At 52.0% G+C, this 13,719-nt stretch carries 9 protein-coding genes; 6 read left to right on the forward strand and 3 right to left on the reverse strand.

Going from position 1 to position 13,719, the window contains the following annotated elements; genetic code table 11:
- Positions 1-34: 34 nt before the first annotated feature.
- Entirely contained in the window at positions 35-2,878 is a 2,844-nt protein-coding gene (locus GT3570_RS03360; protein WP_023633946.1) for an EAL domain-containing protein, read from the forward strand.
- 153 nt (positions 2,879-3,031) lie between these two features.
- On the opposite strand, the gene GT3570_RS03365 is transcribed toward GT3570_RS03360, so the two are convergent.
- Positions 3,032-3,580, reverse strand: a complete 549-nt coding sequence (locus GT3570_RS03365; RefSeq protein WP_011230202.1) for a DUF2777 domain-containing protein — start codon at positions 3,578-3,580, stop codon at positions 3,032-3,034.
- A gap of 243 nt (positions 3,581-3,823) precedes the next feature.
- Between GT3570_RS03365 and asnB the strand changes: the two genes are divergently transcribed.
- A complete protein-coding gene (asnB, locus tag GT3570_RS03370; protein WP_062898438.1) occupies positions 3,824-5,671 on the forward strand; it encodes an asparagine synthase (glutamine-hydrolyzing) in 1,848 nt (615 codons plus the stop codon).
- Positions 5,672-5,711: 40 nt separating this feature from the next.
- Here asnB and GT3570_RS03375 read toward each other — a convergent pair whose 3' ends face one another.
- The gene (locus tag GT3570_RS03375) at positions 5,712-7,064 is read right to left on the reverse strand and encodes an MATE family efflux transporter (protein ID WP_062898439.1); all 1,353 of its coding nucleotides are present in this window, start codon (positions 7,062-7,064) and stop codon (positions 5,712-5,714) included.
- Positions 7,065-7,190: 126 nt separating this feature from the next.
- On the opposite strand from GT3570_RS03375, the gene GT3570_RS03380 reads away from it, so the two are divergent.
- Positions 7,191-8,051: a helix-turn-helix transcriptional regulator gene (locus tag GT3570_RS03380; RefSeq protein ID WP_021322527.1), complete on the forward strand. Its 861-nt coding sequence runs from the start codon at positions 7,191-7,193 to the stop codon at positions 8,049-8,051.
- A 119-nt stretch (positions 8,052-8,170) separates the two neighbouring features.
- Here the strand turns inward: GT3570_RS03380 and GT3570_RS03385 are convergent, their stop codons facing one another.
- Positions 8,171-9,937: an alpha-glycosidase gene (locus tag GT3570_RS03385; protein ID WP_062898440.1), complete on the reverse strand. Its 1,767-nt coding sequence runs from the start codon at positions 9,935-9,937 to the stop codon at positions 8,171-8,173.
- A gap of 245 nt (positions 9,938-10,182) precedes the next feature.
- Between GT3570_RS03385 and GT3570_RS03390 the strand changes: the two genes are divergently transcribed.
- The 3 genes from GT3570_RS03390 (at position 10,183) to GT3570_RS03400 (ending at position 13,650) form a co-directional block, all read left to right on the forward strand.
- Positions 10,183-11,457, forward strand: a complete 1,275-nt coding sequence (locus GT3570_RS03390; RefSeq protein ID WP_023633942.1) for a sugar ABC transporter substrate-binding protein — start codon at positions 10,183-10,185, stop codon at positions 11,455-11,457.
- 70 nt (positions 11,458-11,527) lie between these two features.
- Positions 11,528-12,808 (forward strand): carbohydrate ABC transporter permease, encoded by a 1,281-nt coding sequence (locus GT3570_RS03395; RefSeq protein WP_062898441.1) that lies wholly within the window; start codon positions 11,528-11,530, stop codon positions 12,806-12,808.
- Complete coding sequence (locus GT3570_RS03400; protein ID WP_062898442.1) at positions 12,808-13,650, forward strand: sugar ABC transporter permease; 843 nt, start codon at positions 12,808-12,810, stop codon at positions 13,648-13,650. Before GT3570_RS03395 ends, GT3570_RS03400 begins: the two co-directional genes overlap by 1 nt.
- The last annotated feature ends 69 nt before the right edge of the window (positions 13,651-13,719 follow it).

The following is a 13,719-nucleotide window of genomic DNA, read 5'->3' on the forward strand; positions in this document are numbered from 1 at the left end:
CCGATTGGTCAGCGGAGGGGGGGCATGATCGTTTATGCGTTGGTTCTGCTGCCGCCGCGCCGAGGAGCTGGATCATTTGCTCAGGGAGCATAGTTCTTCCTTGGATGAGCCGTTGTTTGTCCAAATCGCGGGCAATGATGAGGCAGCAGTGCGCCATGCGGCCGCCGCGTTAGCCCGTCGTTGGCCGCACGCCCATATGGTTGGGATGGCAGGACCGCTGCCAATGGCCGGGGAGGCGAATCTCGCTGTTGGCGTCGCGTCGATGACGTCTTCAACCGTTTCGTCGTTGGCGCTGCCAGCTGATGAGTTTGACCGCCCGGATGGATTGGCGGCGTTGATCGCGGAGGCGGTCGTTCGTCACGATACGACGTTGCTTTTGTTGTTTACGAATCACCGCTCGGCTTTGCCGCCCTTGCTTCGCCATTTGCCGCTTGCAAACGAACGAATGGTTATCATCGGCTGCGCGCTTCCCGAGGGCAGCGTGTTATTTTCGCCCGACGGTCGGCTTGAGCGCGGAGGAATCGCCGTCTCTTTCAGTGGAACAGCGCTTCGCGGCCACTGTGCCGCACCGTTTTTATGGGAGCCGATTGGCTTGGCGTTTTCCATCACGAAAAGCCGCGATCAGCAGATTGACGAGCTAAACGGGCAAAAAGCGTCGAGCTATTTGGAACGGTATTTAGGAAAAGAGTTTATCGAACACCTTCCATTTTCTGGGATGGAATTTCCGTTTCTTATCGAACGGAACGGACGCGATGTCTGCCTGCCGATTGTCGCTGTCAACCAGGATGGCTCGGTTGCCGTAAGGGGCCATGTCCATAACGGAGAAAAGGTGCGATTTGCTTATATTCATGCCGCGTCCCTTTACTGGAGCGCGCGTGATGTGGCGATGCAAACAGCCAAGCAACCAGCAGAAGGAATGCTGCTTTACTACAGTGCGGCGCTGAGTGGGTATACGCGCCCGCTGTTTGACGGTGTGGCTGCGGTGTTTGGACAGGCAGCGCTGTTTCCGGCCGTCGAGGTGTTGGTGAAAGATGCGTATACGGCGGTGCGGCCGGCCGCATTTGCGGCCATTTCGCTGGCGGAAACAGCGGCCTCGGCGGAGAGCGGCCTACTGTCACCGTGGTCATCGCCGCCAGAAGGGATGATGACATTGGCGCAGCTCATGTCAACATCGTCCCGCGACATGGAGCGGCTGCACGTCCGCCTGCAAATGTCGGAGCAACGCTACAAATCGTTGTTTGAGCATAACACGGACATTGTCTATTCCACAGATTTGCACGGCCGTTTGACAAGCGTCAACCCTGCTTTTGAGCAAGTGCTCGGTTACAAGAAAGAAGAGATTTTGTATACGAATTCGCTCAAGTATATTCATCCGAATGATATTCCCCGCGTCACCCGCTATTTTTACCGAGCGCTGCGGGGGAATATCCAAACGTATAACTTGGAAATTCCGACGAAGTCGGGAGAACGGCTTTTGTTTCAAATGAAAAACATTCCCATCATTGTGGATGGCAAAAAGGTCGGCATTTACGGAATCGGACGCAACATTACCGAGCAAAAAAAGGCGGAAGAGAAAATCTCTTATTTAGCATATTACGACATCGATACGAACTTGCCCAACCGGACAAAGTGGATGGAATTGTTTTCCGAACAGCTGGACAAAGCCAAGCAGAAGCGACGAAAGATGGCAGTTGCTTTGATCGATTTGGACCGGTTTAAATGGATTAACGACAGCGTCGGCCATTACGCCGGAGATGACATTTTGCGCCAGCTTGTCGAGCGCATTCGCCGCGTCTTGCCGCCTAGTGCGGAGCTTGGCCGATTTCATGGCGACAAGTTTTGTTTGCTTTTTCCGCTCAAAACAGAGGTCCAGGCGGCGACGGAAGCGGCGCTCCGCATCGTGCGCGAAGTGGCGCGGCCGATTGTGTACGATGGAAAGGAATTTTTCGTTACAGCAAGCGTTGGTCTAGCGATGTTTCCAGATGACGGAGAGGACGAACATGCGCTCCTTAGGCACGCCGATATGGCTGTCAACATGGCTAAAAAAGGCGGCGGCAACCGAGTGGAGCGCTACTGCGCGCAAATGAACGAAGAAGCAATGCACCGATTGGAAATGGGCGGACATTTGCGCAGGGCGATCGAAGAGAATGAATTATTTCTTTGCTACCAACCAATTGTAGACGTACATACGGGTGCGGTGAAGGCGACGGAGGCGCTGATTCGCTGGCGCCACCCGAAGCTTGGGCTTGTGCGGCCGGATGAATTCATCCCTTTGGCGGAAGAGACCGGGTTGATTCATGAGATTGGGCGCTGGGTGCTGAAAACCGCCTGCAGACAGACGAAACAATGGCAGGAAATGACAGGAAATAACCGGCTTTCCATTTTTGTCAACGTCTCCCCTGTCCAGTTTCAACACGAGCGGTTTGTAGACAATGTAAAACAAGCGCTTAAGCAGTCACGTTTGTCTCCGTCCTGTTTGCATCTCGAATTGACCGAACATTCGATGCTCCGTTATCTGTCCAGCACGATGCGGACAATGGACGAGTTGAGGAAGCTTGGCGTCGGCATCGCCGTCGATGATTTCGGCAGCGGATATTCCTCGTTCCATTATTTAAAGCGGTTGCCAGCGACAATATTGAAAATTGACCGTGCCTTTATTGAACAATTGCATGCCAACGCTTCCGATGAGGCCATTGTCAAGGCGATGATTACGATGGGACACGGGTTGGGGCTTGAGACGATCGCCGAAGGGGTGGAAACGCCGGAACAGCTCAACCGGCTTCGCGATTTGCAATGCACGTATGCGCAAGGATACGTGTTTTGTCCGCCGCTTCTCGCTGAAGAAGTGATGCAGTATGTGACGGAAAAGCAAAAGTGATCCCCCGCCCGCGTCGGTTGACAGCTGTCGCCCGTCGGCACTCCGCCTGAAGCAAAACGGCTGCTAGGCTTCGCTTCGGGCGGAAGGATGGCCGTTAAAAAAACATTGACAGCTCGCCGTTGGACTTCGACGACGTGAGGATCAACAGGCGATTCAGCCGATTTGGGCGCAAATGGCTCGCTCACCGCTGTTTAATGTGATTTCAAAACGGTCGCTTGACGCCCGTCCGCGCTCGTAATAATGGTGGATGCTTCCAATTTGTTCGGTGTTGTCATAAATGATGAAATTCACGCCAGACGATTTGGCAAACAATAGGCCGTTGTAGCAATATAAGCAGTCATACAGCGAAAATCCGAGGCTGTTCAGCCATTGAACAAACTGGAAAAAGGTTGAATCAGGAAGCGCGGCGAGCCATTGTTGATAGGCATAAGTCAGCCGTTTGCGGAAACGGATGCGATCGCCGTTTTCGAGGGGAAAGACGCCAAGATCCGTGGCGACCGCGCCCTGATCCTGCCATTGCCCGGACAGCCAATGTCCGCAGTGAAACCATTCGATGCCTTGCTCGGCAATTTCTTCTACTAAAGAGGCTTCCTCTTCTTCTTCGTCGAAGAAGATCCATTCATCGTTGACGAACTCCACTGTTCCATACACATACGCCCGCGGCTGTTCCACAATGCATTGCAGCCGTTCCTCGATGTTCAATATCTCTCATCCTCCTTGTACTCCTCTATTTTTCCATTTTTTTGCTGATTTATTCATGCGGCGACCGACGTCGGACAATTCATCGAAATGACGGGGGGTGCATAAAATGGAATCATGCCGACGTGGAGAACCATCGTGAATCAAAGGAGCGATCGCTGGAAACGATCGTGAAAAAAGAACGGACGAAATGATGGAAACGGGTGAGAACTTGCCATCTTTGATAAAAAGAAAGGATTGGTTTGTATGTGTGGCATTACTGGCTGGGTCCATTTCGGGCGCAATTTGCGCCGCGAGCGGACGGTCATTGACAGCATGACAGAGACGCTCGCCAAACGTGGACCGGATGATACAAATACGTGGCTGGACACTCATGTCGCCTTCGGCCATAAACGGCTTGTCGTCGTGGATCCGGCTGGCGGCAAACAACCGATGGTCCGGCAAAAAAACGGACATCGTTATACGATCGTCTATAACGGCGAGCTGTATAATACGGAAGACATTCGCAAGGAACTGTTGCGCCAAGGCTATCGATTTGATGGTCATTCCGATACAGAAGTGTTGCTTGCCGCATATATGGAATGGAAGGAGAAATGCGTCGATTGGCTCAACGGCATTTTTGCCTTCGCCGTTTGGGATGGGGAGCGCGAGCTGTTATTTATGGCGCGCGACCGTCTCGGAGTAAAACCTTTGTTTTATCGAGAAGATGGCGGGGGGCTGCTGTTCGGCTCGGAAGTGAAAGCCATTTTGGCCCATCCCGATGTAAAGGCAGAAGTCAATTATGAAGGACTCGCCGAAGTGTTCGGCCTCGGACCGTCGCGCACACCGGGGCACGGTGTGTTTGACGGCATTCGAGAGCTGCGCCCGGCACATGCGCTCACGTTCTCTCGCAGCGGGCTTCGCATTTGGCGGTATTGGAATGTCGAAAGCGACGTCCACCGCGATTCGTTCGAGGAAACGGTCGAAAAGCTGCGCTTTCTATTGACGGATGCGGTCACGCGCCAACTCGTTTCCGATGTGCCGGTCTGCACATTTCTATCCGGTGGAGTCGATTCAAGCGCCATTACAGGGATTGCCGCCAATGCTTTCGCGGCAGATGGAAAAGGGCCGCTGCACACCTACTCGATCGATTATGAAGGAAACGACCAGTATTTCAAAGCCAACGATTTTCAACCAAACACGGATGCGCCATTTATCGAACAGGTGTCAAACAAATTTCAAACGGTTCATCATCGCTGCGTGATCACGCAAGAAGAACTGTTCCGCCATTTGCATGAAGCCGTCATCGTCCGCGACGTTCCGGGCATGGCCGATGTCGATTCTTCGCTTCTTTGGTTTTGCAAACAAATTCGCAAACGGTTTGTCGTCAGCTTATCAGGGGAGTGCGCCGATGAAATTTTCGGCGGCTATCCATGGTTTCATCGGCCGGACGATTTGTCTCGGAAAGGATTTCCGTGGATGCGTTCGGTCGACGCGCGCATGGGTCTATTAAAAGATGAGTGGCGGCAAAAGCTTCGCCTTGACGACTATGTGCAAATGCGTTATGAACAAACGCTTGCTGAAGTGCCGCGTCTCGAGGGGGAAAGCGCCGAGGAGGCGAAGCGGCGTGAGCTGTTTTACTTAAATATGATTTGGTTTATGACGACACTGCTTGACCGGAAAGACCGGATGAGCATGGGAGCAAGCTTGGAAGTGCGTGTGCCGTTCGCTGACCATCGCATTGTCGAATACGTTTGGAACATTCCGTGGGATATGAAAATGTACGGCGGCCGAGAAAAAGGCCTTTTGCGAAAAGCGCTCGAGGGCTTGCTTCCCGAAGAGGTGCTCTACCGGAAAAAAAGCCCATATCCGAAAACGCACCATCCTCTATATACGAAACTTGTCAAGCAATGGCTTGAGCAGTTGCTCTATGACCGCTCTTCGGTTTTGCACGAGTTTTTCGACCGGGAAAAATTGCTGGCGCTCATTGAAACAGAAGGGAAGTCGTTCCAAGTGCCGTGGTTTGGGCAGCTCATGACCGGTCCGCAGTTGCTCGCTTACCTTGGCCAAGTGCACGTTTGGTTTGATCATTACGGCATTCGCATTAAAGAATAAGAGCTGCGCCTACGCGCAGCTCTTATTCGATTTGGTGGCGCTACGCCATTTTTGCTTGTGGCACCATCGTTTTTTTCATCCAGACGCCCGACCGCCAGCGCCAAAGCATCAACAGTCCGCGCAGCCATTCGTCGGCGATGAACGACAGCCAAATGCCGACGAGGCCAAATCCGAGGGTGATGCCAAATACGTAAGCAATGGTCACGCCGACGCCCCACATCGACAAAATGCCCATATAGACAGGGAATTGCACATCGCCAGCGGCACGAAGCGAGCTGATAATCACTAAATTAAATGAGCGCCCCGGTTCAAGGATGATCGTTAACAGCAACAGTTTGCGGCCAAGAACAATCATTGAGCGGTCATCGGTAAAGAGCGACAGCAACGGTTCGGCAAACCAATAGGCGGCTGCGGCCAGCAGCACTGAGATGACGATGGCGCTGTACAAACTTTTCAAGCAGCGGGCGTAGGCTTCCTCGTATCGCCCGGCCCCGACGAAGTGGCCGACGAGAATTTGCGTTCCTTGGCTGACGGCGATGCCGAATAAAAACACAAACATCATAATGTTTTGCGTGTATACACGGACGGTCAATGCCTCAGCGCCAAGCCATGTAATGAAATACGTAATGACCATTTGCGCCGTATTGTACGAAAGATGTTCCCCGGCTGCCGGAACACCGATTTTCAGCAGTGAGCGCAAATAGTGAAATGGAAGGCGGCGAAACGCCCTTGGTGCGAGCGGAATGTTTGTTCGTTTGCGCAACAAAGCAAGAAGTGCGAGAAAGGCCATGCCACGGCTGGCGGCGGTCGATATAGCAGCCCCTTGGATGCCGAGGGCGGGCAGGCCAAACAAGCCAAAAATGAGGGCCGCGTTGCTGATGACGTGCAAAACGTTCATGCCAACCGCCACATACATCGTGTCACGGGTGAAGCCATAGCTTTTCAAAATGGCACCGACCGTCATCATCAGGGCTTGGATGAACAAAAATCCACCGACAATCGCCAAATAATGGGTTCCTTCATAGAGCAGCTCGGCGGGCAAATCCATCATTCGCAAAATCGGCTCGCTGAATGTGGCGAGAATGGCGCTTAACAACAATCCGAACAACAAATTGGCCACGAGGGATACAAGCGATACGTCAACGGCTTCTTGCTCTCGGCGGGCGCCTAAATATTGAGCAACAAGCACTGCTGTCGCTAAAGCGACGAAGTTGAACAGCACGATCGTTAAAGCGATGATTTGGTTCGCCACCCCGACGGCAGCAACCGCGTGATCTGAATACTGGCTGAGCATCAGTGTATCGGCGTTGCCCATCACCATATAGAGCAGCGTTTCAATAAAAATTGGCCACGTCAAGGAAAACAGTGACCGCGTTTTGGCCTCACGGCTCATGTTGAGACAACTCCTTTTTCTTATTCCGACTTGAACGATATATTCAGTTTAGCTAGTTTGTTGCATAATGGAAAGAGAAAGAAGCGATTTTGCTTGCACATTTCCGACAAAAGAGGGGAGAGGCCGATGGATACGGTCACATTTTCCATGCCGCCGCTGCCGGTGTTCATCAAAGGGGCGGAAAGTGTGTTTTCAGCCGGAAAGCGACATGTTCGTCGAACGTTTTCGGTCTTCGATTTGCTTTATGTGAAACAAGGATGCTTATATATAACAGAAAACGGGCGCGAGTTTGCGGTTGGCAGTGGCCACTATTTGTTGTTGATCCCGGGGAGGGAGCATTACGGACACCGCCCATGCGAAGAACGGACGGAGCTGGTTTGGCTTCATTTTTTGCTGCCAGACTTTGCGGTCGTTTCCGATTGCGGTGTCAGCCGGCAGATAGTGATCGAAAAGGAGGCGACATACACCGAGCCGATCCAATACCGACTCTCCATCCGTCAATATGGCGAAGTAAAGCAGCGCGAGCGGGTGGAACAGCTGCTAAGTCAAATCGTGGAACAAAACATTCGGCGGGATATCGATCAGCCGCTCCGGCAGCTGCTGCTGTTCATCGAATTCCTTTGGCATTTGCAAAAACAAGAGCTTTCCGTCCCGAGCGCGTCTGAACAGATCAGCGCCGCGGTGGTTGCGTATATCGAGAAACATTTCAGCGAGCCCATTACACTGGACATGCTCGCGCAGGAGCTCCGATTCCACCCGGACTACATCACCCGCTGCATGCAAAAAACGATGGGCATGGGATTTAGCCGCTACTTGGCGCATTATCGGCTGTCAAAGGCAAAGCAATGGTTGGCGGAGACGAACGAGACGATCGAGGCGATCGCCAAGCGGGTTGGCATTGACGATGGCGCCTACTTTTCGCGCCTGTTTAAAAAGGTGGAAGGAATCACGCCGACCGAATATCGGCGCATGGCGCGGCGCACCTGACCTTCTGTGTCGTTGGTATAGGGATCGAGACGGCCGGCAAAAGATCAAACCGGTGCAGCTTGTCCGCTGCACCGGCAGCCGATATGATATGTTTGTCCGTAACCGCCCGTTCAGTCGCCTTACCAGCTTTCGACCGCGTAAAGCACAAACCCGTACGGCGGCAAGGAGACGCAAAGTGTTTCCGCCTCTGCAGCGAACCGCTCCCCTGTCAGAAGGTTGACCAGCCATTTTCCACGCGCATCGATCGGCATGGGAATTTCTGCTGCTTCGTTGCTCCGGTTGATGATGATCATGACCGTTTCATTGCCATCCGTTTTTGCATAAACAAGATGGTTCACTTCATCATCGGCGGTGAGAAAAGCGACATCGCCGCGTCGAAGCGCCCGATATTGCTTGCGAAGAGCGATCAGTTGCTTGACATGTTCATACAGTTCTTTGTTTTGCTTCTCTGGATCCCACACCATACATTTCCGGCATTCCGGATCGTTTCCACCCGTCATGCCGATCTCATCGCCATAGTAAATACACGGCGAACCAGTGAACGTGAGCTGGAACAAAAACAACAACTTCACTTTGCGGACGTCGCCGCCGCAAACAGTGAGCAGCCTTGGTGTATCATGGCTGCCAAGCAAGTTAAACGCCGCTTCGTTGACCTGTTTTGGATAGGAATGAAGCACATGCATCAATCGGTCGGCAAACTCGCTGGCGCTCATGTCTTCTTTGGCGAAAAAGCGGAGCGCCGCGTCCGCCAACGGGTAGTTCATGACGGCGTCAAACTGGTCGCCGCGCAGCCAAGGCATGGCATCATGCCAAATCTCGCCGAGAATGTACACATCGGGCTTTAGCGCCTTCACCGCCTGACGGAATTCGCGCCAAAATTGGTGATCGATTTCGTTTGCCACATCGAGCCGCCAGCCGTCAATATCAAACTCGCGAATCCAGTACGTCGCGACATCAAGCAAGTAGCGCTTCACTTCCGGATGGGCGGTGTTGAGCTTGGGCATTTGCGGCACGAACGCAAACGTGTCGTAATTCGGGCGCGGCTCCGTTTGGAGCGGAAACTCGCGAATATGGAACCAATCTTTATACCTAGACGCTGCGCCGTTTTTTAACACATCTTGAAACGGGCCAAACTCATAGCCGCAATGATTGAAGACCGCATCGAGCATGACGCGGATTCCTTTTTCATGGCAGCGTTTGACAAGTGTTTTCAATGTCTCTTTGTCCCCAAAGTGCGGGTCGATTTCAAAATAATCAGCGGTGTCGTATTTATGATTGGACGGTGCGCGGAAAATCGGCGTCAAGTAAATGCCGGTAATACCGAGATCAGCCAAATAGTCAAGGTGATCGATGATTCCTTGCAAGTCGCCGCCGAAAAAGCTCGTCGGCGTCGGGTCCTCGCTTCCCCACGGCCGCGCCCCTTTCGGACTGATGGCCGGGTTGCCGTTGGCGAACCGCTCGGGGAAAATTTGATACCATACTGTGTCTTTTACCCAGTCCGGCGCTTGGAATAGGTCGACCCGATGAAGAAAGGGGAAGCAAAAGTAGTAAGCGGTGTCGTCGCTCGGAGCTTCATGGTAAAATCCTTTTTCCGTATAGACCAGTTTCTCGCCCCCAGCTCGAAGCACAAACCCATAGCGCAGCCGTCGATATGGCGGTTTGACTTCGGCGAGCCAATAGTCAAACAACCCGTCGCTCCCCGTTTTCCGCATCGGCATCGTTTGAAACTGCCAGGCGCCATCGTGCCATTCGTACGGGTCGCCAAAAAGCAGCTCGACGTGGTCGACATCATTTTTCTTTGTTTGAAGCCGGAGATGGAGCGTCTCGCTGTCATAAGCGTAAGCGAAATTGTCGGTTGAGCGGTGGTGGATGGCTTCTTTCCTCATTCGCTTTTTCCTCCTTTGTTATCTGAAGCAATCGTTTGCATTAATGCTTCGCTATAATAAAAAGTACGTTAAGAGAAAAGAAAAGTCAAATTTTATAGAAAAAAGGCTTGTAAAATGAAAAATAGGCGTTATAATGGAGATGAGTGGTGCAATCGTTTTCATAGGAAGGATTAAAATTTATTTGTGCAAACGTTTGCCTTATGATTGTACCGCTAAGATTCCGTCATGATGACAGGAGGGGGATTATGAGAAAAGCGTTATCTTTATTTCTCATGGCCGTGTTGTTGATTGGCGTGCTGGGTGCCTGCGGTCCTAAGCGCGATGTCCAGCAGCCGAAAGGAAACGACCAAAAGACGGCAGAACAGGACAAAAAGCCAGAGAAACTCGTCGTATGGGTGAACGATGATGAAAAACAAAAACAAGCGTTAAAGGATATTTTTCAAAAGTACACAGAAAAAACGGGAATCAAAATCGAAATGGTAGCCGTCAGCATGCTCGACCAAACGAAAAAACTGGCACTCGACGGACCGGCTGGCAAAGGGCCGGACGTGTTCTATCAACCGCATGATCGCATCGGCGACATTGTGTTGCAGGGGCTGGCCGATCCGGTCGACCTTGGCGATGCAAAAGGTGAGTACAGCCCGACAGCCATCAACGCGGTAACATATGACGGGAAAACGTATGGCGTGCCGATGGTCGTCGAAACGTACGGCGTGTTCTACAATAAAAATTTAGTGCCGGAAGCGCCGAAAACGATGGATGACTTGATGAAGATCGCCAAGGAAAAAACGAATGCGGCGAAAGATCAATACGGCTTTTTAATGGAAGCGACGAACTTCTATTTCGTTTATCCGTTCTTTGCTGGCTACGGCGGCTATGTGTTTAAAAATGAAAACGGCAAATACGACACAAGCGACATCGGGCTGGCTAATGATGGAGCCGTCAAAGGAGCCGAGCTCGTCCAATCGTGGTTTAAAAACGGCTACATTCCGAAAGAAATCACCGGCGATATTATGAACGGGCTGTTTACAAAAGGGAATGTGGCGGTTGCCATCACCGGACCATGGAACATCGCGTCGTATAAAGAAGCGCTGGGCGACAAATTAGCGACCGCACCGCTGCCGGTCTTAGACAACGGCGAGCATCCGAAATCGTTCGTCGGCGTGAAAACATGGATGTTATCAGCCTATTCGCAAAACAAAGAATGGGCGGTCGATTTCATGAAATTTGTGACGAACGAAGAAAACTCGCTCCACTACTATGAAGTGGCCGGTGAAATGCCAGCAAACCAAAAAGCGTTGACGAACGAAAAAATCACGAACGACCCGCTGATCGCCGGCTTTGCCGAGCAAATCCAATACGGCGAGCCGATGCCGAACGTGCCGGAAATGTCGCAAGTGTGGGAGCCGATGGGCAATGCCTTGCAATTTATCGCGAAAGGCGACAACCCGAAAGCGGTGCTCGGTGAGGCAGTGAAAACGATTCAAGATAAAATCGCCGCCAGCGGCGCTGGAAAATAACGAGTGATGTCGTGGTGGATAGGATCAGCCCTATCCACTATTCTTATCCATACAATAGGGGGGAGTTCGGATGCCGGAAGCAAACGTCCGCCATCGGCCGGCGGTGGCGATGGCGCTGTCGCTGTTGTTTGCCGGCCTTGGGCAATTGTACAACCGCCGGTATGTCAAAGGAATTTTGTTTATCATCATTGAAGCAGCCTTTTTGATGACGTTTTATAACTTTTTGAACATCGGGCTGTGGGGACTCGTCACGCTTGGCGAAATCCCGATGCTTGATCATTCGATTTTTCTCTTGATTCAAGGATTGGTTTCGGTCATCATCATCGTGTTTGCGGCCGCCCTGCATATTGCGAACATCATTGATGCGCGCAACGACGCCCGCCGCCGGCAAAGGGGCGAACCGTTTCCGTCGCTGTGGGAATCGTGCCGCAACGCTTGGGATAAAGGATTTCCGTACATCTTTGTCACGCCCGGGCTTGTGATGCTGTTGTTTATCGTTGTGCTGCCGCTGTTGTTTATGGTGTCGCTCGCGTTCACCGATTACAACTTGTACCACTCGCCGCCGCGGCATTTATTGAATTGGGTCGGATTTGAAAACTTCAAAAACTTAGTCTCCATCCCGATTTGGAAAAGCACGTTTTTTAGCGTCCTCGCGTGGACAATCGTTTGGACAGTTGTCGCGACAACGATGCAAATCGCCCTTGGACTGTTTTTGGCGTTGCTTGTCAACGACCCGCGCATCAAGTTTAAGCGGTTCATCCGCACGGTGTTGATTTTGCCGTGGGCCGTGCCAGCGTTTGTCACGATTTTGGTGTTTGCGGCGATGTTCAACGACAAATTCGGCGCCATCAACCGCGAAGTGTTGAGTTTGTTTGGGGTGTCGGTCCCGTGGATGACCGATCCGTTTTGGACAAAAGTGGCGCTTATTTTGATTCAAACGTGGCTTGGCTTCCCGTTCGTATTTGCGTTATTTACCGGCGTTTTGCAAAGCATTTCCCGCGACTGGTACGAAGCGGCCGACATCGACGGAGCGACGCGCTGGCAAAAGTTTCGTTCGATCACGCTGCCGCACGTCTTGTATGCGACGGCGCCGCTGTTGATTATGCAATATGCCGGCAATTTCAACAACTTTAACATCATCTATTTGTTCAACGACGGCGGCCCGGCCGTGCGCGGACAAAACGCCGGTGGCACCGACATTTTGATTTCTTGGGTGTACGATTTGACGTTCACGACGAACAACTACAATATGGCGGCGGCGATCTCGCTCATCATCGGCTTGATCGTCAGCGGGTTTGCCATTTACCAGTTCCGGCGCACCCGTTCCTTTAAAGAGGAGGGGAATATTTGATGAACCGCAAATGGAAATCGCACGTGGAAGTAGCGCTTATTTATTTGTTTATCGCTTTCATGTTTATCGTCATCGCCTATCCGCTCCTTTGGGCAATCAGTATGTCGCTCAATCCAGGAACAAGCCTGTATTCGGCATCTCTCATCCCAGAGAAGTGGACGTTCGAGCATTATAAATGGTTATTTACCAGCCCGCAGAGCGATTATTTGCTTTGGTATAAAAACAGCTTGTTTGTCGCTGCGGCCAATGCGGTGTTATCTGTCTTTTTCACGGCGCTCATCGCCTATGCGTTTTCGCGCTACAAATTCGTCGGGCGGAAAACGGGGCTGTATTTGTTTTTAGTGTTGCAAATGTTTCCGTCGCTCATGGCGATGGTCGCGATCTATATTTTGCTCAATATGCTCCATTTGCTCGATTCGCTTTGGGGGCTCATTCTTATTTACGTCGGGGGGCAAATCCCGTTTAACGCGTGGCTGGTCAAAGGCTACTTTGATACGATTCCGCGCGAGCTGGATGAGGCGGCGCGCATCGACGGTGCCGGCCACTTCGGCGTCTTTTTCCGCATTATGCTGCCCTTAGCCAAGCCAATTTTAGCCGTTGTCGCCTTGTTTAACTTCATGGCGCCGTTCACCGACTTTTTGCTGCCGTCGATCGTCTTGCGCGATCCGGACAAATTTACGCTGGCGGTCGGGCTGTTCAACTTTATCAGCGACCGGTTCGCGAACAACTTCACCCGCTTTGCCGCCGGCTCGATTTTGATTGCCGCGCCGATCGCCGTCGTCTTTTTGTTCCTGCAACGGTATTTGATTTCTGGCTTAACGGCTGGTGGCACAAAAGGGTAAGAACCGCTATCATAGAATAGGGGGCTTACCCGTTTCCGAACGAGCAAATGAATCGGGAAGGGAGGAATG

The sequence above is a fragment of the Geobacillus thermoleovorans genome, from assembly GCF_001610955.1.
In the GTDB taxonomy this organism is placed as follows: Bacteria; Bacillota; Bacilli; order Bacillales; family Anoxybacillaceae; genus Geobacillus; species Geobacillus thermoleovorans.

Bases quoted from the DNA above. Each gene is read 5' to 3' on its own strand.
- GT3570_RS03380 (WP_021322527.1), top strand. From the start codon at position 7,191: ATGGATACGGTCACATTTTCCATGCCGCCGCTGCCGGTGTTCATCAAA.
- asnB (WP_062898438.1), top strand. From the start codon at position 3,824: ATGTGTGGCATTACTGGCTGGGTCCATTTCGGGCGCAATTTGCGCCGC.
- GT3570_RS03360 (WP_023633946.1), top strand. From the start codon at position 35: ATGCGTTGGTTCTGCTGCCGCCGCGCCGAGGAGCTGGATCATTTGCTC.
- GT3570_RS03390 (WP_023633942.1), top strand. From the start codon at position 10,183: ATGAGAAAAGCGTTATCTTTATTTCTCATGGCCGTGTTGTTGATTGGC.
- GT3570_RS03375 (WP_062898439.1), bottom strand. From the start codon at position 7,064: ATGAGCCGTGAGGCCAAAACGCGGTCACTGTTTTCCTTGACGTGGCCA.
- GT3570_RS03400 (WP_062898442.1), top strand. From the start codon at position 12,808: ATGAACCGCAAATGGAAATCGCACGTGGAAGTAGCGCTTATTTATTTG.
- GT3570_RS03385 (WP_062898440.1), bottom strand. From the start codon at position 9,937: ATGAGGAAAGAAGCCATCCACCACCGCTCAACCGACAATTTCGCTTAC.
- GT3570_RS03395 (WP_062898441.1), top strand. From the start codon at position 11,528: ATGCCGGAAGCAAACGTCCGCCATCGGCCGGCGGTGGCGATGGCGCTG.